General features: G+C 66.3%; 26 protein-coding genes. 7 read left to right on the top strand and 19 right to left on the bottom strand.

The genetic code is table 11. The features are described from left to right. Positions 1-5 precede the first annotated feature (5 nt). Together C8J45_RS00650 and C8J45_RS00645 are read left to right on the top strand one after the other, a co-directional pair. Positions 6-860 (top strand): ABC transporter permease, encoded by an 855-nt coding sequence (locus tag C8J45_RS00650; protein WP_107961480.1) that lies wholly within the window; start codon positions 6-8, stop codon positions 858-860. After that, positions 860-2131: a serine hydrolase gene (locus tag C8J45_RS00645; RefSeq protein ID WP_107961479.1), complete on the top strand. Its 1272-nt coding sequence runs from the start codon at positions 860-862 to the stop codon at positions 2129-2131. The genes C8J45_RS00650 and C8J45_RS00645 overlap by 1 nt, the downstream gene beginning before the upstream one ends. A 166-nt stretch (positions 2132-2297) precedes the next feature. Here the strand turns inward: C8J45_RS00645 and C8J45_RS00640 are convergent, their stop codons facing one another. The 18 genes from C8J45_RS00640 to C8J45_RS00550 form a co-directional block, all read right to left on the bottom strand. After that, positions 2298-2825, bottom strand: coding sequence for a GNAT family N-acetyltransferase (locus tag C8J45_RS00640; protein WP_235529861.1), 528 nt, complete (start codon positions 2823-2825; stop codon positions 2298-2300). A gap of 41 nt (positions 2826-2866) precedes the next feature. Continuing rightward, positions 2867-3649: a LysR family transcriptional regulator gene (locus C8J45_RS00635; protein WP_107961477.1), complete on the bottom strand. Its 783-nt coding sequence runs from the start codon at positions 3647-3649 to the stop codon at positions 2867-2869. Continuing rightward, positions 3646-4044: a Co2+/Mg2+ efflux protein ApaG gene (gene apaG, locus C8J45_RS00630; RefSeq protein ID WP_056488567.1), complete on the bottom strand. Its 399-nt coding sequence runs from the start codon at positions 4042-4044 to the stop codon at positions 3646-3648. Before apaG ends, C8J45_RS00635 begins: the two co-directional genes overlap by 4 nt. Beyond that, positions 4041-5246 carry a PLP-dependent aspartate aminotransferase family protein gene (locus C8J45_RS00625; protein WP_060527159.1) on the bottom strand — a complete coding sequence of 402 codons (1206 nt, stop codon included), beginning with the start codon at positions 5244-5246 and terminating at the stop codon, positions 4041-4043. Before C8J45_RS00625 ends, apaG begins: the two co-directional genes overlap by 4 nt. Positions 5247-5466: 220 nt before the next feature. Continuing rightward, positions 5467-6567, bottom strand: a complete 1101-nt coding sequence (locus C8J45_RS00615) for a glycosyltransferase family 2 protein (RefSeq protein WP_181321050.1) — start codon at positions 6565-6567, stop codon at positions 5467-5469. Positions 6568-6571: 4 nt separating this feature from the next. Continuing rightward, positions 6572-7618 carry a 3-isopropylmalate dehydrogenase gene (leuB, locus tag C8J45_RS00610; protein ID WP_107961475.1) on the bottom strand — a complete coding sequence of 349 codons (1047 nt, stop codon included), beginning with the start codon at positions 7616-7618 and terminating at the stop codon, positions 6572-6574. A 40-nt stretch (positions 7619-7658) separates the two neighbouring features. Further along, complete coding sequence (recO, locus tag C8J45_RS00605) at positions 7659-8390, bottom strand: DNA repair protein RecO (RefSeq protein WP_107961474.1); 732 nt, start codon at positions 8388-8390, stop codon at positions 7659-7661. Positions 8391-8448: 58 nt separating this feature from the next. Continuing rightward, a complete protein-coding gene (locus C8J45_RS00600) occupies positions 8449-9426 on the bottom strand; it encodes a polysaccharide deacetylase family protein (protein ID WP_107961473.1) in 978 nt (325 codons plus the stop codon). Positions 9427-9522: 96 nt separating this feature from the next. Beyond that, complete coding sequence (gene uvrC, locus C8J45_RS00595) at positions 9523-11448, bottom strand: excinuclease ABC subunit UvrC (RefSeq protein WP_107961472.1); 1926 nt, start codon at positions 11446-11448, stop codon at positions 9523-9525. 333 nt (positions 11449-11781) lie between these two features. Continuing rightward, positions 11782-12102, bottom strand: coding sequence for a multidrug efflux SMR transporter (locus C8J45_RS00590; RefSeq protein WP_056488555.1), 321 nt, complete (start codon positions 12100-12102; stop codon positions 11782-11784). Positions 12103-12257: 155 nt separating this feature from the next. Further along, complete coding sequence (locus C8J45_RS00585) at positions 12258-12830, bottom strand: hypothetical protein (protein WP_181321102.1); 573 nt, start codon at positions 12828-12830, stop codon at positions 12258-12260. A gap of 37 nt (positions 12831-12867) precedes the next feature. Continuing rightward, the gene (locus tag C8J45_RS00580; protein ID WP_107961470.1) at positions 12868-13362 is read right to left on the bottom strand and encodes an ATPase; all 495 of its coding nucleotides are present in this window, start codon (positions 13360-13362) and stop codon (positions 12868-12870) included. A 57-nt stretch (positions 13363-13419) separates the two neighbouring features. Continuing rightward, complete coding sequence (locus C8J45_RS00575) at positions 13420-13647, bottom strand: F0F1 ATP synthase subunit C (protein ID WP_031394300.1); 228 nt, start codon at positions 13645-13647, stop codon at positions 13420-13422. Positions 13648-13686: 39 nt separating this feature from the next. Then, positions 13687-14445 (bottom strand): F0F1 ATP synthase subunit A, encoded by a 759-nt coding sequence (locus tag C8J45_RS00570; RefSeq protein WP_107962158.1) that lies wholly within the window; start codon positions 14443-14445, stop codon positions 13687-13689. A gap of 70 nt (positions 14446-14515) precedes the next feature. Beyond that, entirely contained in the window at positions 14516-14836 is a 321-nt protein-coding gene (locus C8J45_RS00565; RefSeq protein ID WP_107961469.1) for an AtpZ/AtpI family protein, read from the bottom strand. A 274-nt stretch (positions 14837-15110) separates the two neighbouring features. Next, a complete protein-coding gene (locus C8J45_RS00560) occupies positions 15111-15488 on the bottom strand; it encodes a YdbL family protein (protein WP_107961468.1) in 378 nt (125 codons plus the stop codon). 1 nt (position 15489) lies between these two features. After that, positions 15490-15666: a YnbE family lipoprotein gene (locus C8J45_RS00555; protein ID WP_107962157.1), complete on the bottom strand. Its 177-nt coding sequence runs from the start codon at positions 15664-15666 to the stop codon at positions 15490-15492. Between the two features lie 47 nt (positions 15667-15713). Beyond that, the gene (locus C8J45_RS00550) at positions 15714-18881 is read right to left on the bottom strand and encodes a YdbH domain-containing protein (RefSeq protein WP_258191196.1); all 3168 of its coding nucleotides are present in this window, start codon (positions 18879-18881) and stop codon (positions 15714-15716) included. Between the two features lie 86 nt (positions 18882-18967). Here C8J45_RS00550 and radC point away from each other — a divergent pair, with 86 nt between their 5' ends. From radC to C8J45_RS00535, 3 genes are all read left to right on the top strand, one after another. Then, complete coding sequence (radC, locus tag C8J45_RS00545; RefSeq protein WP_107961467.1) at positions 18968-19672, top strand: DNA repair protein RadC; 705 nt, start codon at positions 18968-18970, stop codon at positions 19670-19672. 83 nt (positions 19673-19755) lie between these two features. Further along, positions 19756-19971 (top strand): hypothetical protein, encoded by a 216-nt coding sequence (locus C8J45_RS00540; protein WP_146168546.1) that lies wholly within the window; start codon positions 19756-19758, stop codon positions 19969-19971. 66 nt (positions 19972-20037) lie between these two features. After that, the gene (locus tag C8J45_RS00535; RefSeq protein WP_107961465.1) at positions 20038-20439 is read left to right on the top strand and encodes a BLUF domain-containing protein; all 402 of its coding nucleotides are present in this window, start codon (positions 20038-20040) and stop codon (positions 20437-20439) included. Between the two features lie 82 nt (positions 20440-20521). On the opposite strand, the gene C8J45_RS00530 is transcribed toward C8J45_RS00535, so the two are convergent. After that, on the bottom strand, positions 20522-20974 hold the full coding sequence (locus tag C8J45_RS00530) for a calcium-binding protein (protein ID WP_107961464.1): 453 nt from the start codon (positions 20972-20974) through the stop codon (positions 20522-20524). 231 nt (positions 20975-21205) lie between these two features. Here C8J45_RS00530 and purB point away from each other — a divergent pair, with 231 nt between their 5' ends. After that, positions 21206-22504, top strand: a complete 1299-nt coding sequence (gene purB / locus C8J45_RS00525) for an adenylosuccinate lyase (RefSeq protein ID WP_107961463.1) — start codon at positions 21206-21208, stop codon at positions 22502-22504. Positions 22505-22596: 92 nt separating this feature from the next. Next, positions 22597-22824, top strand: coding sequence for a hypothetical protein (locus C8J45_RS18810; protein ID WP_146168545.1), 228 nt, complete (start codon positions 22597-22599; stop codon positions 22822-22824). Positions 22825-22947 lie beyond the last annotated feature (123 nt).

Raw genomic sequence — 22947 nt, 5'->3', positions numbered from 1 at the left:
CTCCCATGAGCAGCCAGCCCCCAATCGGTGAAATCCAGTCGGCGGTGCATTCCGCCCCCGGTGTTCCCGTCATAAAGAGCGTGAACTGGGAGGGCCTGCGAACCCTCTATATCAAGGAGGTGCGCCGGTTCTTCAAGGTGCAGCTCCAGACGGTGTGGGCGCCGGCGATCACGACGCTGCTGTTTCTGATCGTGTTCACCATCGCGACCGGCGCGAAAAGCCCAGTGCCGGTCGACGGCCGGATCGTCGATTTCGCCGATTTCATCGCGCCGGGGCTGATCATCGCGCAGGGCATGATGGGTCCGGCGTTCGCCAATGCCAGCTTCTCGCTGCTGGCCGGCAAGATGCAGGGGACGATCGTCGATTATCTCCAGCCGCCCCTGTCGACGGGTGAACTGCTCGCCGCGCTGGTCGGTGGCGCGATCACGCGTGCGGTGATCGTCGGGATCGTCGTTTGGGCGGCGATGGCGCTGTATCCGGGTGTGCACGTGACGCCGCATGCGCCACTCGCGATCGTCTGGTTCGGGTTGCTGGGCGCGACGTTCCTAGCGCTGCTGGGCGTGCTGACGTCGATCTGGGCGGACAAGTTCGATCATGCGGCTGCGGTCACCAACTTCGTGATCGCGCCGTTGTCGCTGTTGTCGGGGACGTTCTACTCGGTCGACAAACTCGCCCCGGCGTTCCGCGCGTTCAGCCATGCCAACCCGTTCTTCTACATCATCTCGGGCTTTCGCTACGGGTTCCTCGGCATTGCCGACTCACCGGTGATGATCGGCGGGATCGTGATCCTGATGATCGACCTGGTGCTGGCGACGCTCTGCTACCGGTTGCTGAAGAGCGGTTGGAAGCTGAAGAACTGATGCACAGGCTCGCGCTCTGGCTGGTGGCGTTGGCGGTGGCTTTGCTGCCGGTCGGGGCGGTAGCGCAGGGCGCGGTGGCCGACCCGGCTTTGCGGGCGAAGGCGGATGCGCTGGTCGCGATCCTCGACGGGCGTGGTGCCTACGACACGTATTTCGCGGCGAGCTTCCGTGAGAAGGTGCCCAAAGCGCAGTTTTCGGTGATCGCCGAGAAGCTCAAGACGACGTTGGGCGCGCCGCAGAAGATCGAGTCGCTGACGGCGACGTCGGCGTGGTCCGCGGATCTGGTCGTTGGCTATGCGCGGGGAACGGCGAGCGTTCGGCTGGTGATCGACCCCGCGGCGCCACATGCCGCGACCGGGTTGCTGATCACGGGTACGGGGGCGCGGGACGATACTTTGGCGAAGGTCGAGGCGGAGTTTCGTGCACTGCCGGGGGCTAGCGGTTTCGGGCTGTATGCGCTGGGCAGCGGCAGGCCCGAGCCGATCCTCGAATACCGCGCGGACGTGGCGGCGCCGCTCGGGTCGGCGTTCAAGCTGTGGGTGCTGGCGGAGTTGGCGCGGCAGGTGGCGAGCCGGGAGCAGCATTGGGAGGACGTCGTGAAGGTCGGGGCGCCGTCCCTGCCGTCGGGCGTGTTGCAGACCTGGCCCGCCGGATCGCCGGTGACGGTGCAGACGCTGGCGACGATGATGATCTCGATCAGCGACAATACCGCGACGGATACGCTGCTGACGACGCTCGGACGCGCGAAGGTCGATGCGATGGCGGAGACGGCGGGTGGCAGCGTGCCGGTGATGACGACGCGCGAGATGTTCGTGTTCAAGGGGGAGCCGGCGCTGACCAAGGCTTGGGCGGCTGGGTCTGTGGACGAGCGGCGGGCGCTGCTGGTCGACAATGCGGTGAAGATCTCCACCGCCAAGCTCGATCCGACCGTGTTCGCGGGAAAGCCGGTGGCGATCGACAGCGTCGAATGGTTTTCGAGCCCGGCGGCGATGGCTGTGGTGATGAACGCGCTGCGGGGGGCGGATGCTACGACTCGGGCGGTGCTGGCGGTCAATGCGGGAGTCGATCCGGCGGTCGCCAAGCGGTTTGGGTATGTCGGGTTCAAGGGCGGCGGCGAGCCTGGGGTGATTGCGCTGAACTATCTGGTGCAGGCGAAGGACGGGCGCTGGTATGCGGCGACGGGGAACTGGCACCGAGCTGATGACGGCGTGAACGAGGTTCGGTTCGCGGGGCTTATGGGACGGGCGTTGGCGTTGTTGGCGGCGCGGTAGGGTAGCGTATCTGAAGCGCCACTAACTCGTGCCACCACCCCGGCGGAGGCCGGGGCCCAGTTGGGGAACGTAGCTAACTGAGGACGGAGCGCTGTTACGACCACCTTTCCACCTGGGCCCCGGCCTTCGCCGGGGTGGTGTTATCAGTGGGGATGGCGGCGGTGCCTCAGGCCCGCCCAGCCGCCTGCCAGCTATCCGCGCAGAGCCCGTAGATCAGGCTGTCGCGCAACCCCAGATGTGTTTCCCATTCGTCGCGCAACAAGCGCTCGCGGCGGAAGCCTAGGCGTTCCAGCAACGTGATCGACGCAGTATTCTCGGTATCCGCGTCGGCGAACACCCGGCTCCGGCCTTCCGCGAACAACCGATCGATCACCGCCGACACGGCCTCCCGCGCGATCCCCCGTCCCCAGGCCTCGCGCGCGAGGATGAAACCGATCTCCGTAACCCCTGCCCCATCGGCCTCGCTGCCCGAGACCCAGCCGATCGCGCGGTCGTCGCCGGTGCGGGTGATCGCCCAGGTGCGCTGGTTGCCCGGCGCGGCCTCTTCGGCGAGGTAGGTGCGGACGTCGTCGACCGAGCCCAAGGGCCCGTCGGCGGAATAGGCCATCAGCTCCGCGTCGGCGAGCATCGGGTGCAACGCGGTCGCGTCGCCCTCGACCAGCGGGCGCAAGCGCAGCCGTCGCGTCTTGAGCACCGGCGACACGCCAGCGCGACGGGGTCGGCGCCCGGGTTGCCTCACGCGGTCAGGGCATCCACGAGCGCGCGGACTTTCTTCTGGCGCCACTGCGGGAGCGGGGCGACCAGCCAATAGCCCCCCTTCGAAGGCTGCGACTCGCCGATGAGCCGGACGCGGGCCTGCGCCAGATCGCGACGTGCGAGCAGTTCGGGGACGGTCGCGCGGCCAAGACCCGCCGCCGCCGCATCGATCGCGAGCCCGGCATCGGTGACGCGGACCAGCGCGACGCCGTCCTCACCCGACCATGCGATCGACGCCTCAGTGTCGGTGCCGGGCTTGGCGATCGTCACCATGCCCTCCGATTCGAGCGCCTCACCCTCATGCTCGCCCGGACCATCGCCCCAGCGGATCGCGAGGTCGAGATTGGCTTCGGTGAAGTCGACATTCTCGTCGGCGGTGATTAGCACAAAGCGGAGTTCGGGATCGGCCTCGGCGATCTGCGCGAGGCGGGGCATCAACCACTTCTCGGTCAGGTCGCGCGGCGCGGCAATCGTCAGCGATTTCGACGACTGCCCGGCCTGCATCGCGCGCACGGCTTCCTCGAATTGCAGGAAGCCGCCGCGGAGTGCGCCGAGACCGGCCTCGGCCTCGGGGGTCAGTTCGAGCCCGCGCGTGGTCCGACGGAACAGCACGACGCCGAGCGTGTCTTCCAAGGCGCGGATCTGCTGGCCAACTGCGGCGGGCGTGACGGCCAGTTCGTCCGCGGCGCGCGTGAACGACAGATGCCGCGCCGCCGCGTCGAGCACACGCAGGCCGTTGAGCGGGAGATGCGTGCGCTTCAATTCAGCACCGCGGGCGCGAACAGCGAAAAGCGGGGAATTTCGACCGCGAACACCGCGCCGTCTTCGCGGACCATCTGGTAGCTCCCCTGCATCGCGCCCGATGGGGTGGCGAGCGGGCAGCCCGAGACGTAGTCGAAGCTAGCACCCGGTTCGATCACCGGCTGTTCGCCGACCACGCCTTCGCCCTCGACCGAATGGCGCGCGCCGCGGCCGTCGGTGATCACCCAGTGGCGGGTGAGCAGCTGGACGGTCTCGGTGCCCTCGTTCTCGAGGCGGATGTGATAGGCCCAGAACCAGCGGCCCCGCTCGGGCTCGGACTGTTCGGGCAAATAGCTGACCGACACGCGCACCGTCACCCCATCGGTCGTCGCCGCGTTGGGGAACAGCGCCTTCACAGGCCCGCCTGACGGAGCGCCTGGTCGAGGTCGTCGATCACGTCCTGCGCATCTTCGAGCCCGACGTTGATCCGGAGAAGCCCCTCGGTCACGCCCATCTCGATCTGCTTGTCGGGCGATACGCTGGCGTGCGTGGTCGAGGCCGGGTGCGTCATCAGCGAGCGCGAATCGCCGATGTTGTTCGAGATATCGACCAGTTCCAGCGCGTCTAGCAACGCGTGCGCCTGTTCGCGGCCCTCGACCTCGAACGCGAAGATCGGCCCGCACGCGTCCATCTGGCGCTTGGCCAATTCGTGCTGGGGATGGCTCGGCAGGAAGGGATGCAGCACGCGGGGGACGCGGCCTTCGAGGAATTCGCCGACCTTCATCGCGTTCTCGGACTGGCGGTGGATGCGCAGATCGAGCGTTTCGAGGCCCTTGAGCACCACCCACGCGTTGAACGGCGACAGCGTCGGCCCGGTGTTGCGCGTGAACGGCAACAGCGTGTTGGTGATGAAATCCTCGGTTCCGCAGACCGCGCCGGCGAGCACGCGGCCCTGCCCGTCCATCATCTTGGTCGCGCTGTACGCGGTGACGTCCGCGCCGAACTCCATCGGCCGCTGGAGCGCCGGCGTCGCGAAGGCGTTGTCGACCACCGTCGTGATGCCACGTTCGCGCGCGATGTCGCAGATCGCCTTCAGGTCGGCGATGTCCATCGTCGGGTTGGCGGGCGTCTCGAAGAAGAACACCTTCGTCTCGGGACGGACCGCGTCGAGGAACGCCTGCGGATCGCGCGCATCGACGATCGTCGTGGCGATCCCGAACTTCGGCAGCAGCGTGTCGGTGAGCCAGCGGCACGAGCCGAACGCCGCGCGGCCGCCGACGAGATGATCGCCGGTCTGAAGCTGACACAGCAGCGACGCGGTCATCGCCGCCATGCCCGTCGCCATCGTCCGGCACGCCTCTGCGCCCTCCAGCAGTGCGATCCGCTCCTCGAGCATCTGAACGGTCGGGTTCTGGAGGCGGGAATAGGTCATCCCCTCCTGCTCGCCGGCAAAGCGCGCCGCGGCGTCGCCTGCCTTGTCGTAGCAATAGCCCGAGGTGAGGAACAACGCCTCCGACGTCTCGCCATATTCGCTGCGGGCGGTGCCGCCGCGGATGGCGCGCGTCGCGGGACGCCAATTCTGAGTGATCGAACGATCCTGGCCGGTCTTGCGCTTCATGCGCGCCGCTTTGCCGGGGGGGAGCCGCGATGACAAGCCCGGGGACAAGCCTTGCGGGTGTGAAGAGGGGTGCGGAGTGTCTCGATCCTCCCCCGCCAGGGGGAGGTGGCGCCGAAGGCGACGGAGGGGGAGGACCACGCGACCGAGGTTACCCCTTCCTCCCCCTCCGTCTGGCAAGCGCCAGCCACCTCCCCCTTGCGGGGGAGGATCAAAGATCCGGTTAGTACCGCCCCCAGGTGAATTTCGAGGACAGCGCGTAGTTCCACACCGCACCGACCAGCACGCCGATCAGTGCCGACGCCGCCCACGCTCCGTCGCGCATCTCGTACAGGAACGCGGCGATGCCGACGTTGGCGACCGCTCCAACCGAGCAGATCACTGCGAACGACACCCAGCCGTCGACCAGTTGCCGCCACCCCTTGAGGCGCCGATCGCGATAGGTCAGCGCGTTGTTGAGGAAGAAATTGAAGGTGAGCGCGGCAAGCGTCGCGCCGATTTCGCCGATCACGAAATTCGTGCCGAGCCCGACGAACAGCGCGGTCAGCACCGCCATGTGGATGCCGACGCCGAGCACGCCGATCGCCGAGAACATCGCGAACCGCACCGGCACGACCCGCCCGAACATCCGATCGTAGATCGCGATCAGATATTCCATCGCGACGACGTGATCGAGCTTGCTCTCGCCCTCGGTGCGACAGCGGAAGGTATAGGGCACCTCGACGAAACGCAGCGGCGTCGGCGAGGCGGTAAGCAGGTCGAGCAGGATCTTGAAGCCGATCGCCGACAGCGACGGTGCGAGGCGGCGGACGATGTCGGTGCGGATCATGAAGAAACCGCTCATCGGATCGTTGAGGTCGCACTTCAACACGCGGCGCGACAGCTTGGTGGCGAGCGCCGACTTGGCGACACGGTCGCTGTCCCACTCCCCGGTGCAACCACCGCTAACGAAGCGCGAGCCGATCGCCACGTCGGTCTCGCCGTCCTTGAGCAGATCGAGCATCTTCGGCAGCAACGTCTCGTCGTGCTGGAGATCGCCGTCGATTACCGCGACGATCGGGGCGGCTGTGGCGCACATTCCCTCGATGCAGGCCGACGACAGCCCGCGCCGGCCGATCCGCTGGATCACGCGGACCCGCTTGTCGAGCCGGGCAATCTCGCGCGCGGCATCGGCGGTACCGTCGGGACTGTCGTCATCGACGAAGATCGCCTCCCAGTTGCGCCCGATCAGCGCCTGGTCGAGCTTGGCGATCAACGTCGGAACGTTGGCCTTCTCATTGAACGTCGGGATGACGACCGCGAGTTCGAGAAGGTCCGGGATCATCGGGTCAGCCTAGTTCGACGAGAATGGCATCGCCCATCGCGGAGGTCGTCAGCGTACCACCGAGATCGGGCGTACGCGCGCCGCCGAGGATTGCGGCTGCCACCGCAGCCTCGATGCGATCGGCGGCTTCGGGCAGGTCGAGCGAGTGGCGCAGCATCATCGCCGCGGACAGGATCGCCGCGCAGGGGTTGGCCTTGCCCTGCCCGGCGATGTCGGGCGCGCTGCCGTGGATCGGCTCGTACATGCCCTTGTTCGAGTCGTTGAGCGCGGCGGACGGCAGCATGCCGATCGAGCCCGCGCACATCGACGCCTCGTCGGAGAGGATGTCGCCGAACAAATTGCCGGTGACGATCACGTCGAACTGCCCCGGATTGCGGACCAGCTGCATCGCCGCGTTGTCGACGTACATGTGGCTCAGCGCGACGTCGGGATAGTCGGCCGAGACCTCGATCACGACGTCGCGCCACAGCTGCGAGGTCTCCAGCACGTTGGCCTTGTCGACCGAGAGCAGCTTGGCTTTGCGGGTGCGCGCGGTCTCGAAGCCGACGCGGGCGATGCGCGCGATCTCGGTCTCGTCGTAACGCATCTCGTCATGGCCCTCACGCAGGCCCTCGGCGGTGGTGCGGATGCCCTTCGCGCCGAAATACACGTCGCCGGTCAGTTCGCGGACGATGACCATGTCGATCGAACGGGCGATTTCTGGACGGAGCGCGGACGCATCCTCGAGACCTGCGAACAGCTTGGCCGGGCGCAAATTGGCGAACAGCCCGAGTTCCTTGCGCAGGCCGAGGATGGCCTGTTCGGGGCGGAACTGGCGTTCGAGCGCATCGCAGTCGGGATCGCCGACGGCACCGAACAGGATCGCGTCGGCGCGCTTGGCGAGTTCGAGCGTCTCGGGCGGCAGCGGATGACCCGCGGCCTTGTACGCGGCACCGCCGACGAGGCCCTCTTCGTAGCTGAGGTCGAGACCGAGCGTATCGAGCACCCGGCGCGCTTCTGCAGTGACTTCGGGTCCGATGCCGTCGCCGGCCAGTATCGCGATCAAGGGCATGTGCGTTTCTCCTGGCGGCCCCTTGCCGGGCGGTGCGCGCTCACGCAACCGCCCTTTTCAGGCGATCGACCAGCCGGTCGCGCGCCGCCAACGGATCGGCGCGGCGATCGACGAGGATGTCGCGGGCGAGGAAATGTCCCGTGAGACGCAGGCCATCGAAGATGTCGGGCCAGTCGGCCTCTCCGCCGGTCATCAGAAACTGCGGCAATCGCAGCAGCTTGCCCTCATACCCGAACGCCGCCCCGCGCGAGACCGCCGCGCCGCTCTTGGGCGATACGAAGCCGAGATCGTCCTCCGCTCCGGTTGCGACGCAGCGGTCCAGATCGAGCCCGAACCCCAGTTCCGCCAACACTAGTAATTCGTACCGGACCAACGCCGCGGCCCAACCGCGGGCGGATGGCGCGCTTTCGATCGCACCGAGCACGCCGTCGAGCGCATCGTGGATCTGCGGATAGGGCTGCGCTTCGGGGAGCGCGGCAGCGGCCAGCGCGGTGGCCCATTCGAGCGCACCGGCGGCGAGCGGCTCGCCGTGGAGCGTCGCACGGCTGTGGACCAGTTCGGCGGTCAGCGAAGCGAGTTGCTCGCCGGTGCGTGCGCGCCATTCGCCCTGGATGACGTTGGCCTGGAGCAGCACCGGGCGCATGGCGCGCGACCGCCCGCCGCGAACGTACCCTGGCTGGACGCCGTCGTTGCGGGTGAGCGCACGCACGATCGCGCCATGCTCGCCGTGCTGGCGAACGGCGACGACGATAGCGGTTGCGCGGAGGTGCATGGGGTCCCTTAGCGCTCCGCGATGGCTAGCGGGAGGGCCCAGCGATTACCGGCGGACGTCAGCGGCGCCGCGATCGGGGGCGTTCGGAAATCCAGTTGGACCAGAGTTGCTCGGCCTGACGCCAGCGGGTGCGCAGCGGATCGGGACCGAGCGGCACGTCTGCGTGATCGAGCGCCAATACCGGGCGATCGGCGAAATGCGTGGTCGGCAGCACGTCGCGCATCTCCGCGAGCATCGCGCACAACGCCTGGAAGCGGCGGACGTGGACGCCATTCGCGCGCGTGCCGCGGCGGTTGGCGAGTTCGAAACCATGCGACACGATCGTCACCGCCGCATGGTGCGACACCGCGGCGTGTTCGAGCGCGTCGTAGCTTTCGCCCGCGGACAGCGCGCAAAGCTGGAACGTGCGGATGCGGCCGCGCAGATCCTCGATGACGGTGACGGGCACCTCGACCAGATCGCCATCGGGCGACAATCGGACCGGTGCGATCTGGCGTGGGGATAGCGAAATCCGGCTCGATCCCGGCGCTTCGCAGCCGTTGTGACTGCTGTCATAGCGGAAACCCAGCGTCGCGAGCGCGGTCAGCGTGTCGTCGTTCGCGGCATAGCTGCCGGCGCGAAACGCGATCGGCGCGGGCGCACCGGCCTCGACCAGCAATTCGGTGGCGCGCACGAGCAGGTCGGTCTGTTCGGCAAGGCTGTAGTCGAACAGCGCGAACCGGTCATGCGCGGCGCCGTGATCGCCGACCCGCGCGGTCGTCCAGTTGGGATGCAGGTGAAGCTGCACCTCCTGCCCGGCTTCGAGGATCGTCTCGATCATGCGGCGCACGGGCGCCAGTCCGAAGGTGATCGCCGGCATCGGATCGACGAAGAAGCACGCCTTCAGATCATGCCGTGCGAGCTCCGCAAGCTGGTAGCCGAGGCCGACGCCGGCGGGCTCCAGCGAGCGCGCATAGATCGCATCGACGTCGAGCCCCGCGACATGGTGCCGCCACGCGAACTCCGTGTCGACGGTAAGAAACACGGGCGTGGTCACGCAACCATTCGTAACAAACGGTCATGAAGATTGCGTTGCACTGCCCTCTGCTCCCCTCGCGTCCGGTCGAGGAATACCCAAACAAGCCCCGAAACTCTAACGAGAATGATAGAAATCATACACTTGTTGCGCGACGCCCGCGGAAACGCCCGGCGCCTGTTGCAGGTCCTGCAAACTCGCGTTGCGCACCGCGCGGCCGGTGCCGAAGTGCATCAGCAACGCCTTCTTGCGAGCGGGGCCGATACCGGGAACTTCGTCGAGCGGGCTGGCGCCGATCGCCTTGCTGCGCTTGTCGCGGTGGACACCGATCGCAAAGCGGTGGACCTCGTCGCGCAGGCGCTGGAGGTAGAACAGTACCGGCGCATTGACCGGCAGCTGGAACTCGCGGCCGTCGAGCATGTGGAACACCTCGCGACCATCGCGGCCGTGTTCCGGTCCCTTGGCGATGCCGACCAAGCACACGTCCTCGACGCCGATCTCCTCGAGCGCGGCCTTGACCGTGTTGAGCTGTCCCTTGCCGCCGTCGATCAGCACCAAATCCGGCCAATCGCCTGAATCGCGATCGGGGTCCTCGGCCTGCGCGCGCGAGAACCGCCGGGTGAAGACCTCGCGCATCATCGCGAAATCGTCGCCCGGCGCGGTATCCTTGTTCTTGATGTTGAACTTTCGATACTGGCCCTTGCGGAAGCCCTCCGGCCCCGCGACGACCATCGCGCCGGTCGCGGCGGTGCCCTGGATGTGGCTGTTATCGTAGATCTCGATCCGCTGCGGTGGCTCGGGCAGGTCGAACAGGTCGGCGACCTCGCGCAGGAGTTTGGCCTGTGTCGTCGATTCGGCCTGGCGACGTTCGATCGCCTCGATCGCGTTGCGCTTGGCCTGGTCCATCAGGCGGCGGCGATCGCCGCGTTGCGGGACCTGCAGCGTGATCTTGTAGCCGGCGCGTTCGCCTAGTGCTTCGGCCAGCAGTGCACCTTCCGTCAGTTCGCGGTCGAGCAGGATCTGCTTGGGCGGCGGGACCTCCTCGTAGAACTGGCCGAGGAAGCTGGTCAGCACCTCGTCCTCGGGGACGTCGTTGGTGTGCTGCGGGAAGAAGCTGCGATGCCCCCAGTTCTGGCCGCCGCGGATGAAGAACGCCTGGATGCCGATCAGGCCGTCCTTGCACGCCATCGCGAAGATGTCGGCGTCACCTACGCCCTCCGCGTTGATCGCCTGAGTGCCCTGGATGAAGGTGAGCGCGCGAAGACGATCGCGGAGCAGCGCCGCGAGTTCGAAGTCCATGTTCTCTGCGGCGGCCTGCATCTGCGCGCCGAGCTTGGCCTGCACGCCGGTCGACTTGCCGCCGAGGAACGCCTTCGCATCTTCGGTCAGTTCCCGGTACGCGGCCTCATCGATCCGCCCCACGCACGGCGCGGAGCAGCGCTTGATCTGGTACAACAGGCAGGGCCGGTCGCGGGTCTTGAAGAAGCTGTCGGTGCAACTGCGCAGGAGGAACAGCTTCTGGAGCGCGTTGAGCGTGTTGTTGACCGAGCCGGCGCTGGCGAACGGGCCGTAGTAATTGCCCTTCGCCCGGCGCGCGCCGCGGTGTTTCTGGACGCGCGGGAATGCGTGATCGTCGCGCAGGAGGATGAAGGGGAAGCTCTTATCGTCGCGCAGCAGCACGTTGTAGGCAGGGCGATAGCGCTTGATGAGCTGCGATTCGAGCAGCAGCGCTTCGGCTTCGTTATTGGTGGTGACGATCGTCATCGACCGGGTCTGCGACACCATCCGCTGGAGGCGCTTGGTGAGGCGCTCGACCTGGACGTAGTTCGCGACGCGGTTCCGTAGCGCGCGCGCCTTGCCGACATAGAGCACGTCGCCGCGCGCGTCCTGCATGCGGTAGACGCCGGGGCGGATCGGCAGCGTGTCGAGCACGTTCCTGATCGCCGCTACGCCCGCCGCGAGGTCGGGCGCTTCACCACCACCGCGGACGGCGAACGTGGACTTGTCTTCGTTGAACCGGTCGGGGGAATTGGGGGAGGACATTGTTGCGGAATCTAGGGAGTGTAAGGGGGTTATGCCAGCGCCAGGCAGTGATGTTCACGCGAAGGCGCGACGGCGAGAAGAGAAGAAGTTTGGTTCACGCGGAGACGCGGAGCCGCGGAGAGAAGGTTCGAGCACCCAGCGTTCACTCTCCAGCTGCCGAAGGCTTATATCAGCACCAAGGTGAGGCACCCCGTCAGCCTCGCATCCAGCACCTCCGCGTCTCCGCGTCTCCGCGTCTCCGCGTGAACCAACCTTCTCCTCCTCTTCGCGCCTTTGCGCCTTTGAGCCTTCGCGTGAATCAATCTTCAAAGCCCTGCGGGCCGAGAGAGGCGGTCAGGTTTGGGCGAAGACCTTGGTGCCGACGATGCCGACCACGGTCAGGGCCATGAAGCAGGCCTGGATGCCGCTGACCTTGTCGCCGAACAGAATAACGCCGCCGATTATGACGCCGATCGCGCCGGCGCCGGTCCAGATTGCGTAGGCGGTGCCCGCGGGGAGGCCGCGCATCGCGAGCGCGAGCAGGCCCATGTTGACGAAGCTGAGGATGATCGGGACGCTGGAGGCCTGCCACGTGGCGACGGTGGCCGCCCATTTCAGGCTGAGCGCCCAGCAGATTTCAGTGACGACCGCGACGGCAAGGATGAGCCAGGACATGAATATTCTCCAACGGGCTCAGATTGGAGATTCGGCCGCCGGAAACCCGGGAAGAGACGGCCGTCGATAATGATGGGCGGTGGGAGGGGCGTGCCCTCACCTTCCCACTGCTTTGCAGCGGGCCCCTTCCTCTCCCCGAGGGGAGAGGAGCAGGATCAGTTTAGGCGGCTAAGGCCGGAGATCGAGCGGTCGACCATCATGCGGTCGGCGGCTGCGTCGTGATGCTCGGCGATCAGGATACCCGCAGCCTTGGCCGCAGCATCGGCAGCCCGTGCGCGGACTTCGGCGATTGCGGCGCGCTCGGCGGCTGCGATCTTGTCCTCGGCCATCTTCGCGCGGCGGGTCATGAGGTCTTCGGCGCCGGCCTTCGCCTTGGCGATGATCGCCGCGGCTTCGTGGTGCGCGTGGGCCTTCATGGCTTCGGCTTCGACGTGCGCGGTCTTGGCCTTTGCCTCGTACTCGGTGCGGATCGCTTCGGCTTCGGCACGGAGCGCCTTGGCTTCGTCGAGCTGCGTGCGGATGCCGGCGATGCGCGTGTCGAGCATCTTGCCGATCATCCCTGGAACCTTCTTCCAGATCATCAGCAGGATGACGACGATCATCGCCACCGCGACCCAGCCGGTCGAGGTCAGGCCGAGCGCGGTCGGATCGGCGACATGCTCGACGCCGCCGGGCGCGGTCGTGTGACCCTGGATGCCCTGGTTGTCGATCGCACCTTCGGGCGCCATGCCCTCTTCGTGGATGACCTTTGCGGCCGAATCTGGATTAGCCATGCGCCGTCGTCCTGCGTACCGCGTCGGTCGCCGCGTCCAGGCTGACCTGGAGACCAGCGACCTTGGCGGCCAATTGCTGTGCTGCTTCGGCGGCGACGCCCTGCAAGTTCGAGAGCGCCTCGGCCTTCGCGTTCGCGACCGCCAGATCGTGATGACCCAGACGCTCGGCGAGTTCGGCGTCGGCCGCATGGACCTGCTGCTCGAACGCGGTCGCCGCACGCTTCGCCGCTGCCGCGGTCTCGGCCTGCGCCGCAACGCGGGCCGCGTCCATTTCGGCCTGCCAGTTCGCCTGGACCGTATCGGCCTGCGCACGGGCAGCGACCGCTGCCGCCAGATCGCCTGCGATCTTGCCTTCGCGCGAGTCCACGTTGGACACGATCTTTGGCACCATTCCCTTGCCGATCCCGAAATACAGGATGCCGAAGGTGAGGAGCAGCCAGAAGATCTGCGAGGCGTAGGTAGCGGCTATCTGGGCAATCTGAGGCATTGGTCTGTCCTGCGTTAATCCGGCCGGGCGCGGTTGCCCGGCCAAATCAGCGAGTGGTTAGGCGACGAACACCAGGATGATCATGGTGACGAAGGCGAGCAGACCGAGAAGCTCGGCTGCTGCGAAACCGATGAACAGACGGCCCTGCTGGCTGTCGGCTGCGCCCGGGTTGCGCAGAGCGCCGGCGAGGAACTGAGCGAACACGTTGCCCACGCCGAGTGCTGCGAGGCCCATGCCGATCGCTGCGAGGCCGGCGCCGATCATCTTTGCTGCGTTGACGTCCATGATAAATTCCCTTTGAAAATCAGTTAGGTAATGGAAAACTTAGTGAAGGTTTACGGCGTCGTTCAGATAGACCGACGTCAGCAACGCGAACACGTATGCCTGGATCGCGGCAACCAGCAGCTCGAGCAGCGTGATGCCGATCATCAGCAGCATGCTCGGCGCGCTCACCAGACCGATGTACATCCCGCCGAGGTTCAGGCCGTTGATCACGAACGCGGCCAGCACCTTGAGCAGGATATGGCCTGCGGTCATCGCGACGAACAGTCGCAGACCGAGCGAGAACGGACGCACCAGAAACGACATCAGCTCGACCACGAAGATCAGCGGGATCATCAGTACGGGCGTGCCACTCGGTACGAATAGTGAGAAGAAGTGGAAGCCATGCTTGCCGAAGCCGACGAGCAGCACGATCGCAAAGCTGATCAGCGCCAGCACGCCGGTGACGGTCATGTGACTGGTCACGGTGAACGGGTGCACGCCCGGGACGATGCCGAATGGCAGGAGCCCGATGATGTTCGCGAACAGGATGAACATGAACAGCGAAAAGACATAGGGCACAAAGCGCTTGCCGCCGGGGCCGACATTCTGCTCGAGCATCCCTGAGATGAAGCCGGTGAAGCCCTCGACCGCCATCTGCCAGCGACCGGGGACGAGCTCACGCTTCATGCCACCGATCATGAACGCCCAAAGCGCGACCAGCGTCACCACCATCCACAATGCGGAGTTGGTGAACGACAGGTCATAGCCACCTACGATCCAGTGCGAGCCGAACGCCGGCTCGATCAGGAACTGGTGCATCGGATCGATCTTGCCGCCCTGTTCTGCCGCCACGTGGAATCCCTGCCGTCTTGATACGACAAACGCCCGGTTACTCCGGGCGTTCGCCTGAAATTCGAATGATCTGCCTGAACGCGACCGCTATCCCGAGGAACAGCAGCACGATCAGTCCCCAAGGGCCAGTGCCTAACCAATGGTCTATCAACCACCCGATCAGCGCACTGCCGACGAGACTCCCGATGAGAGCGGAAATGACGCGATTGCCTTGCGAGTACCCCCGCTCGGCATCCGCCCCCTTCTGCCCCTTTGTCAGCGTTTCCCGATGCTGCGCCTCTCGCAATCGCTCATCGAGCGCGGAAAGTCGCGGATCTTCAACACCCTGGGGGTCCTGTCCGGGTTCGATCTCCGCCACGCACGTTCCTCCACCTGATTTCGCATCGGGGAGGAAGCAAGCAGCGACGAGCGATCCCGCCAAGGCGCGGTCCGTTTAGAAAAGGGGGGGGTGCAAGTCAACCGGTGTGACAGGGGTGTCATTAATCGAGGCGGCGGATAGGATTGGGCCACCCCCGGCCCCTCCCCTCCAAGGGAGGGGCCGGGGGTGGGTCGGCCGGTTGGCTGGCGTCACGGTCCCCAAGCAGCCTACCCACCCCCAACCCCTCCCTTGTCAGGGAGGGGAGCACTTCAGCTTAAACGCAGCGCGAATCGCGTTCGGGGGCGCCGGCGGTGCGGGTCTTCCAGACACCGTTCGGAGTCTTGTACTTCTCGCCGGGGTTAGTCTGCAGGATCAGGTTGCAGCCACTGGTGAACGCAAGCTGCTCGACCGTCGCACCACTCGCCTGCGCCTTCTGCGTATACGCAGACTTGCGCTGGATATTGATGTTGTTGACCAGCGCGCGAAGGTCGCCGCTCGCCGCACCGACCAAGCCAAGATAGCCGTCGGGCTGCTCGCCGACCTCGCCACCCGCACGCGCCGCGGCATAGGCCGGATCGCGCTGCGCCGACGCCGCCACCGAAAGGCCGCCGAGAACCGCGGCTGCGGCAATCATGACACTGACCTTCTTCATCTTAGAATATCCCCGGATTCTGCTGGATCAACGATTTCGCCTCGCCATCGAGACGATAGACCACTTCCTGCGTGACGTTGATGTTGAGGTTGATCTCGATCGGCTTGTCGGGCGCCGACACGTTGATGCAGCCCGGCAAGGCCGCCGTCAGCCCGATAATCGCGATCGTCCTCTTCATCTTCTGCAAGATCGGCCTTTGCTCCAGCTTCTTCAATCCTGTTTCGGTCATGGCACGATCCTGCTTGCGGGAGGCTGAATGGTTGTGAGCTTAGGAGGCGGCGGCGCCGACTGCTGCTGGAGCAAGGCCGGCAGGTTACGCTGGATCAGCCGCTTTGGATCGTAGAAGCTCTGCGCCGAATCGAGCAGCCCGCGGAACGGCGCCTTGATCCGGATGTTGAAGATGAACGGCAGTTTCTGCAGGCGACGGACGATGAAGTTCGCCTTTGCCCCCTCGCCCTGGCTGATCCCGGCGAACCGCACGTCGGTGACCATCTCGCCTGCGAGCGGCCCGTTCATGCCGACCCGCAACGACTGGTAGCGGAGCGACTTCAGCGCCTGGAACGCGATGTTCGCCCAGACGCCGAGATCCTTCTGGCTGAGATCGCCGACATAGGCGAGCGTGCCGCCGCCCGGCCGGACCCGCAGATCGCCGCCTTCGATCCGGCCGCCGGTCTCGTCGAAGATCATCGGCAACACGCCGTCGAAGATGCCGGTCGCATCGAGATTCTTGAAATCGAACTGTTGCAAGAACTGGTCGGCCGCCATGTTGGCGACGTGGAACGTCATCCGCCGCTCCGACTGCGCGGAGAAATCGAGCAGCGTCGGATCGAGCGTTAGCGACCCACCCGCAAACGGCCAGGAGCCACCTTCGACGCGCACGCGCGCCCCCGGCAACGTCTGGTAGCGGATCGTACCATCGGTGACCGGGATGCCGGGGTTGAGCGTCCGGATCGTCGCCACCTGCCCCGGCGCGCTCTGGAGATTGAGCAGGTCGGTGAAGCGGATTTCGGTGGCAATGCCCGTGACCGGGCCGAATGCGGCGGCAAGATCGGTGCCGGCGGTACGGAACACGCCGGTGCTGGTCACGCCTTTGGAGTTCCAGGCGATATGCCCCTCGCCGCTGACCGATCCGTTGACGTCCGCGATCACGCCGAAGGTCAGAGGAGTGAGCGCGTCGGGTTGCAGCTTGTCCTTGGCGAAGGCGATCGCGGGGACATTCAGGTCGGCCTTCCCTGCACCCGCGCCGAGGGAGTGCGTCAGCGTGGCGTCGGCGACCTTGGTGTTGGTGGTCGGCTCGAACAGCGTGCCAGCCGCGGTGATCGTGCCGTTCACTAGCGCGAGGGTCACGGTGCGTGCGGCGAGCGGCTTGAACCGCGGCGTCGGTGCGGCATCGGACACCCCCATCGCGCCGGTGAGGTTGAGCGCGCCTTTGACGAGCGTCCAGTCGCCGGCAGCCTCCCCGAGCAACAGCGGCACGTTGGCGATCTGTCCCGAGCCACCCGTGAACGCGCCTGCCATGCCCCGCCCGGTCATGCGGCCGGTGACGGTGGCGAAATCGAGTTTCGTGACGCGTTCGGGTGCGCCGATGCGGGTCTGCACGCCATCGATCGCAAAGCCGCGATCCGCCAGCCGCACGGTCGCTCCCGCGGTGGCAAGCGTGATCGGGGTAGTGCCGAGTCGCCCACCCAGCTTAGCCGCGGCGATCTTCGCACCGCCGCTGACCCGCGCGCCGTTGACCCGGACCAGCGCGCCGTCCACCGGGCACAAGGTCAACCGCGACGGATCGAGCACGAGGCCGGAAATCGCAAAGCGCTGAACTACCAAAGGCACACAACCGGTGTTGACGACCAGCCGCCCGCGACCGTCCCAAAGCGCCGCAACCGGCATCGACAGGCCATCGACCCGGTTGCCGGGACCGCCCGCACCGATCGGTCCCGCGAGCGTGACACGCGTCGCGATCGAGGTTGCCCCGCCCGGCGTTGCGCTGAAGGTGACGGGCGTCAGCGCCAGTCGGGCACCACCCGCCGCATAGGGCGCGACGGTGGCGACGCCCCGGATCGCCGCGCCCGGTTTCGCCTGCGCCAGCGACACGCGTGCCTCGGGCAAGCCGCCGCCGCGCATCGCGAGAACCGTGTCGAGCCGAACGCCGCCGTTCGGCCAGCCGAACGCGACCCCGCTCCCGCCGCCGAGCGCCACGCGCGCACCACTGGCGGAGGCGAGCGCGAGACGGGACAGCACCGCTTTCCCGCGTCCACCGTCGATCTGCACGCGAAGGTCCGCGTCCGCGGCAAATCCGCGGCCGGCCTTCTGGACCGCCTGCGTCACCGCACTCGCCAACGGCGCTACGGGCGTCCCCGCGGCTGCACCGCCGATTCCCGCCAGCCCCGCGAGTCGCTTCTCCGCCACAGCTGCGCCGCTGGCCTGGACGCGCCCGTCGAACGCGATCTGCTGGCCGATCCGGTAGGTGCCCGCGAACGAAACCCGCCGCGCCCCGCCCTCGGTCGTACGACCGGTATCAGCGGCGATGTCCGCGTTGCCGCCGGTCGCCGCCGCGGTTCCGGTGAAGTCGATCGTGCCCCCAACACCGTCCAAAGTCGCACCCGGCGTCCGTGCTGCGCCCGTCTTGAGCGTCGCCTTGCCCTGCCAGCGATCGAGCGCGGCGGAGAGTCCGACGTCGAGATCGGCCACGATCCGCTCCGCCTGCGTCGTCCCGCAGGCGAGCCGCGATACGCGCACCGGCCCGGTGATCGTCGGTTTCGCCGCGTCGATCCGCAACTTCACCGTCGCCGCGAGTCGATCGATCACGCACCCGCCGACATCGAGCCGCTCGCTGATCGCTGCCAGCGACCCGCGGAACCCGTCGTCGAGCTTGCCGGAGCCGGCCAGCTTCAACCCGACGATCCCTTGCGGCGTCTCCAGCCGCATCCTTCCATCGGCGACCGATACGTCGAGCGCCGGTAATGCGAACGGCTTACCCGACGGAGCCGGCAGCAATTTGTCGATCGCGCCGAGCGACACTTTCCCGTCCACCAGTCGCCCGCGCAACCGGACCTTCCCCGCGCGCACGCCCTCCAGATACGGCCCCGACAAGCCAACGCCGGTCCGCGTCTCGACCCAGTCGGCGACCAGATCGGGATGCGCCGGATCGCCGATCACGACGTTGGTCAGTCGCTGGCCGCCCAGCGCGAGGTCGGCAATATCGTACCGCACAGGTACGCCGGCCTTGGCGAGTTCGCGGTCGATGAACCCCTCGGCGATCGGCTTTCGTACCAGCCACAGCACGACCAGCGCGGCGATCAGGAGCAGCGCGATCCCCAGCGCAACGCGGCGGGCAGTCGCAGAACGGCGAGGGTCGGCCCCGGGGTCGGCCCCCGTCTCGCTCGTCTCGGTCACCAACTCACTCCGCCACGCTTTCGAGGCCTGCATAGTCGGGAGCAAGGGCGTCATGCAATTGCCGCGGGATGTGCTAGCATCGCAAAATGGCCGATCCGGACGAAGACGCTGACGTCCGGGGGGACGATCTGAAGGGCCATCGCGGCCGCCTCCGCAAACGCCTGTTCGAAGGCGGCAGCGACGCGCTGCTCGATCACGAACTCATCGAATACCTGCTCGCGATCGCGATCCCGCGCGGCGATACCAAGGCGCTCGCCAAGGCGCTGATGCGCGAATTCGGCGGGATCGGCGGTGTGCTGACCGCGGATGCCGAGGCTCTCGGCCGGGTGAAGGGCATGGGCGAAATCTCGACCGCCGCGATCAAGATCGCGCACGCCGCCGCAATCCGCCTGCTGCAATCGCACGTCAGCGACCGCCCCGTGCTCGCCAACTGGCAGGCGCTGCTCGACTATCTCCGCGCGGACATGGCGCACCACGCGATCGAGCGCTTCCGCGTGCTGCATCTCAACACGAAGAACATGCTGATTCGCGACGAGGTGATGAGCAAGGGGTCGATCGATCAGGCCGCGGTGTACGTCCGCGAAGTGATCCGCCGCGCGATCGACCTCGGCTCCGCGTCGATCATCCTCGTCCACAATCACCCGAGCGGGGACCCCTCCCCCAGCCGTGCCGACATCGACATCACGCGGACGATCGCGGAGGCGGGCAAGCGGCTCGGCATCACCGTGCACGACCATATCGTGATGGGCACCGGCGGCCATGTCAGTTTACGCGCGCAGGGATTGATCTAACGCAGTGAGAAATAGGCGGCCGAGCCCGGATATCGCCGTGTCTTTTGACGGCGGCCTTCGTTGACCTGACGAAGGAGTACCCGGTGGTGGACAACAGATTGCACGACGAACCCTCGACGGTCACCGCCGAACACGGACAGGTCATGGTCGATGGACCCGACGGCGTCGCGGTATCGCTGACCCCCGAAGCCGCCGCCGAGACGTCCGATCGACTGCTCGACGGCGCCGCCGAAGCGCAAGGCCAGATCCTGGCCGAAACCCGCGCAGCCGAAGAACGAACCGCCCGCAAGACCGGTTGATCCACGGCAAGACGCCGCGTCGCATTTCCGAGTATCCATCTGTCACGAAGACAGACCGGAGACCCGATGCGTCAAATTCTCTACGTCAGCACAAGCACGGTGACGGGCGACAAGGCCGACCTCGTGGGAATATTGGAACAGTCGCGCCATAACAACGCGATAGACGGCATCACCGGTTTACTGTGGTCCGACGGTACGCGGTTTCTACAAGTGATCGAGGGTCCGACTGCAAGCATCGACTCGACGTTCGAGCGGATCTTGAACGATCACCGCCACCATGGCCTGTCGTTGCAGCACAATATTTCGATCCGCGACCGTCAGTTCGGCGGATGGACGATGGCACACCGCCGCGCGACGGATCCGGTGGACGCCTATGACGCGCGTATGCGGCGGCCGCTCGCTGGCGCCTCGGACGCCGTCCGCAGCCCGTTCCTGTCCCTGATGGCGACGGGAACGCTTGGCACCTGACCGAAAAGGCCGCCGAACGCATTCGACGGCCCTGTATCCTGCGACGTGTCATGCGACGGCGGCGTAACCCGGCCGGGGCAGATCAGCCCTGCGACAGGAAGCTGGTCAGCTCGGTCTTCGTCAGCGACTTGTTCTTGTCGGTATCGGCCTGCGCAAACGCCGTGGAGACCCACTTCTTCGTCTCGGGCGCATCCGGCTTGGTCGTCGGATCGGTCTTGCTCTTCAGCGCGACCATCCAGCCGCCGAACTCCGTCGCGCTGAGCTTGCCGTCGCCGTTCTTGTCATAGGTCGGAAATTCGGTGTCGACGACCTGTGCCACCTGGCTGCCCGTCGCCGGCTGTTCGCGTGCGGCGGACTGCATCGGCACCGCGTCGGTCGGCGTGCCCTGTTGTCCGGATACAGCACCATCGCCGGGCGTACTGGATGGAACAGCAGCCGTACCGGATGGTGAGCCCTGCACCGGCCCGGTCGTGGTTTGCGCCAATACCGGCGCAGCGATCATCGCCACACCTGCAATCATAGCAAATTTCAACATTGCATATCTCCAATGCAGTTCTACGCCTGTACTGAAATCTCGCGCCATCGATCCGATTATAGTCTCGATACCGCGATCAATCTATTATCGGTATACGCCGACGTACTTCGATACATAACCCCTTGGCGGTGATTTGAACCTTCTCCTGCGTCCTGCTACCGCGTTTCGCGGGCAACCGCGGGCCGGATGGCACGCGACGCGCCCTACCCTTCACGCTCCCGAGGAAACCCGATGGTCCCCCGCTATTCCCGCCCCGACATGGTCGCGATCTGGACGCCCGAAGCGCGCTTCAAGATCTGGTTCGAGATCGAGGCGCACGCCACCGACGCGCTCGCCGAACTCGGCGTGGTCCCCAAGGAAGCCGCCGCCGCGATCTGGGAAAAGGGCGCTTTCGAGGTCGACCGGATCGACGAGATCGAGCGCGAGACCAAGCATGACGTCATCGCCTTCCTGACCAACGTCGCCGAGCATGTCGGCCCCGAGGCGCGCTTCATGCACCAGGGGATGACCTCGTCAGACGTGCTCGACACGTGCCTGGCGGTGCAGCTGGCGAAGGCGAGCGACATCCTGATCGCCGATCTCGATGCGCTATTGGTAGTGCTCGAACGCCGCGCACGCGAACACAAGATGACGCCGACGATCGGTCGCAGCCACGGCATCCACGCCGAGCCGGTGACGTTCGGGCTGAAGCTGGCGCAGGCGCATGCCGAGTTCGCCCGCAACCGGGCGCGGCTGGTGGCGGCGCGCGAGGACGTCGCGACCTGTGCGATCTCGGGCGCGGTCGGCACGTTCGCGAACATCGATCCGTTCGTGGAAGAGTATGTCGCGGGCAAGCTCGGTCTGTCGGTCGAACCCGTCTCGACGCAGGTGATCCCGCGCGATCGGCATGCGATGTTCTTCGCGACCTTGGGCGTGGTCGCAAGCTCGATCGAGCGGCTCGCGACCGAAGTGCGCCATCTGCAGCGCACCGAAGTGCTCGAGGCGGAAGAGTTCTTCTCGCCCGGCCAGAAGGGTTCGTCGGCGATGCCGCACAAGCGCAACCCTGTGCTGACCGAGAACCTCACCGGTCTCGCGCGAATGGTCCGCGGGTATGTGACGCCGGCGATGGAGAACGTCGCGCTCTGGCATGAACGCGATATCTCGCACTCGTCGGTCGAGCGGTACATTGGCCCCGATGCGACGATCACGCTCGACTTCGCGCTCGCGCGGCTGACCGGGGTAATGGACAAGCTGGTCGTGTACCCCGAGCGGATGTTGAAGAACCTCAACAAGATGGGTGGCCTCGTCCATTCGCAGCGCGTGCTGCTGGCACTGACGCAGGCGGGCGTGAGCCGCGAGGACGCGTATCGGCTGGTCCAGCGCAATGCGATGAAGGTGTGGGACTCGGACGGCGCGCTGTCGCTGCTTGAGCTGCTGAAGGCGGATCCGGAAGTGACGCTGTCGGATACGGAGCTGGAAGACAAGTTCGACCTTGGCTATCACCTGAAGCACGTCGACACGATCTTCGCGCGGGTATTCGGCGCGGCCTGATTCCCCTCGGCCTCCTGACGAAAGTAAGGATCCAGAGTAATTGAACGCCGTCCTGCTTGGCTCTGGATCCTGACTTTCGTCAGGATGACGGGTTGAGCTGGACGGCGGACCGCCCCAAGACCGCGCCGAGTGCACGCAACGCAATTGCGATTACCTGTTACAAAATTGCGACAATGCGCAACTATGCCCATATGCCGCTTGCCGGATATTGTTCCGGCATCGGAGACCTACTCATGCGCATGTTCGAAACCGTGACCAGCACCATGCTGGTGATCGCGGCTCAAGCGCTGGTGGTCGGGGTGGTCATCACCGCCTTCTGATCCATCGGCCCGCCCGCCCCCTCCCGAGGGGGCGCGGCTAGGGCCCAGGTTTACGCGGACGATGTGCCGATATCTGGCGAAAACTCCCGCAACATGGTCGAAGCCCGGCGTTCTCGAATGCCT

The sequence above is a fragment of the Sphingomonas sp. PP-CE-3G-477 genome (assembly GCF_003050745.1).
Lineage (GTDB): Bacteria > Pseudomonadota > Alphaproteobacteria > Sphingomonadales > Sphingomonadaceae > Sphingomonas.
The sequence above is the reverse complement of the archived record's forward strand: the minus strand, read 5'-3'. Positions and strand labels throughout refer to the sequence as shown.

Coding starts and splice junctions, on each gene's coding strand:
- C8J45_RS00650 (WP_107961480.1), top strand. CDS start 6: ATGAGCAGCCAGCCCCCAATCGGTGAAATCCAGTCGGCGGTGCATTCC.
- C8J45_RS00645 (WP_107961479.1), top strand. CDS start 860: ATGCACAGGCTCGCGCTCTGGCTGGTGGCGTTGGCGGTGGCTTTGCTG.
- C8J45_RS00625 (WP_060527159.1), bottom strand. CDS start 5,246: ATGAAGCGCAAGACCGGCCAGGATCGTTCGATCACTCAGAATTGGCGT.
- C8J45_RS00615 (WP_181321050.1), bottom strand. CDS start 6,567: ATGATCCCGGACCTTCTCGAACTCGCGGTCGTCATCCCGACGTTCAAT.
- leuB (WP_107961475.1), bottom strand. CDS start 7,618: ATGCCCTTGATCGCGATACTGGCCGGCGACGGCATCGGACCCGAAGTC.
- recO (WP_107961474.1), bottom strand. CDS start 8,390: ATGCACCTCCGCGCAACCGCTATCGTCGTCGCCGTTCGCCAGCACGGC.
- uvrC (WP_107961472.1), bottom strand. CDS start 11,448: ATGTCCTCCCCCAATTCCCCCGACCGGTTCAACGAAGACAAGTCCACG.
- C8J45_RS00590 (WP_056488555.1), bottom strand. CDS start 12,102: ATGTCCTGGCTCATCCTTGCCGTCGCGGTCGTCACTGAAATCTGCTGG.
- C8J45_RS00585 (WP_181321102.1), bottom strand. CDS start 12,830: ATGGCGCCCGAAGGTGCGATCGACAACCAGGGCATCCAGGGTCACACG.
- C8J45_RS00580 (WP_107961470.1), bottom strand. CDS start 13,362: ATGCCTCAGATTGCCCAGATAGCCGCTACCTACGCCTCGCAGATCTTC.
- C8J45_RS00575 (WP_031394300.1), bottom strand. CDS start 13,647: ATGGACGTCAACGCAGCAAAGATGATCGGCGCCGGCCTCGCAGCGATC.
- C8J45_RS00570 (WP_107962158.1), bottom strand. CDS start 14,445: ATGCACCAGTTCCTGATCGAGCCGGCGTTCGGCTCGCACTGGATCGTA.
- C8J45_RS00560 (WP_107961468.1), bottom strand. CDS start 15,488: ATGAAGAAGGTCAGTGTCATGATTGCCGCAGCCGCGGTTCTCGGCGGC.
- C8J45_RS00555 (WP_107962157.1), bottom strand. CDS start 15,666: ATGAAGAGGACGATCGCGATTATCGGGCTGACGGCGGCCTTGCCGGGC.
- radC (WP_107961467.1), top strand. CDS start 18,968: ATGGCCGATCCGGACGAAGACGCTGACGTCCGGGGGGACGATCTGAAG.
- C8J45_RS00535 (WP_107961465.1), top strand. CDS start 20,038: ATGCGTCAAATTCTCTACGTCAGCACAAGCACGGTGACGGGCGACAAG.
- C8J45_RS00530 (WP_107961464.1), bottom strand. CDS start 20,974: ATGTTGAAATTTGCTATGATTGCAGGTGTGGCGATGATCGCTGCGCCG.
- purB (WP_107961463.1), top strand. CDS start 21,206: ATGGTCCCCCGCTATTCCCGCCCCGACATGGTCGCGATCTGGACGCCC.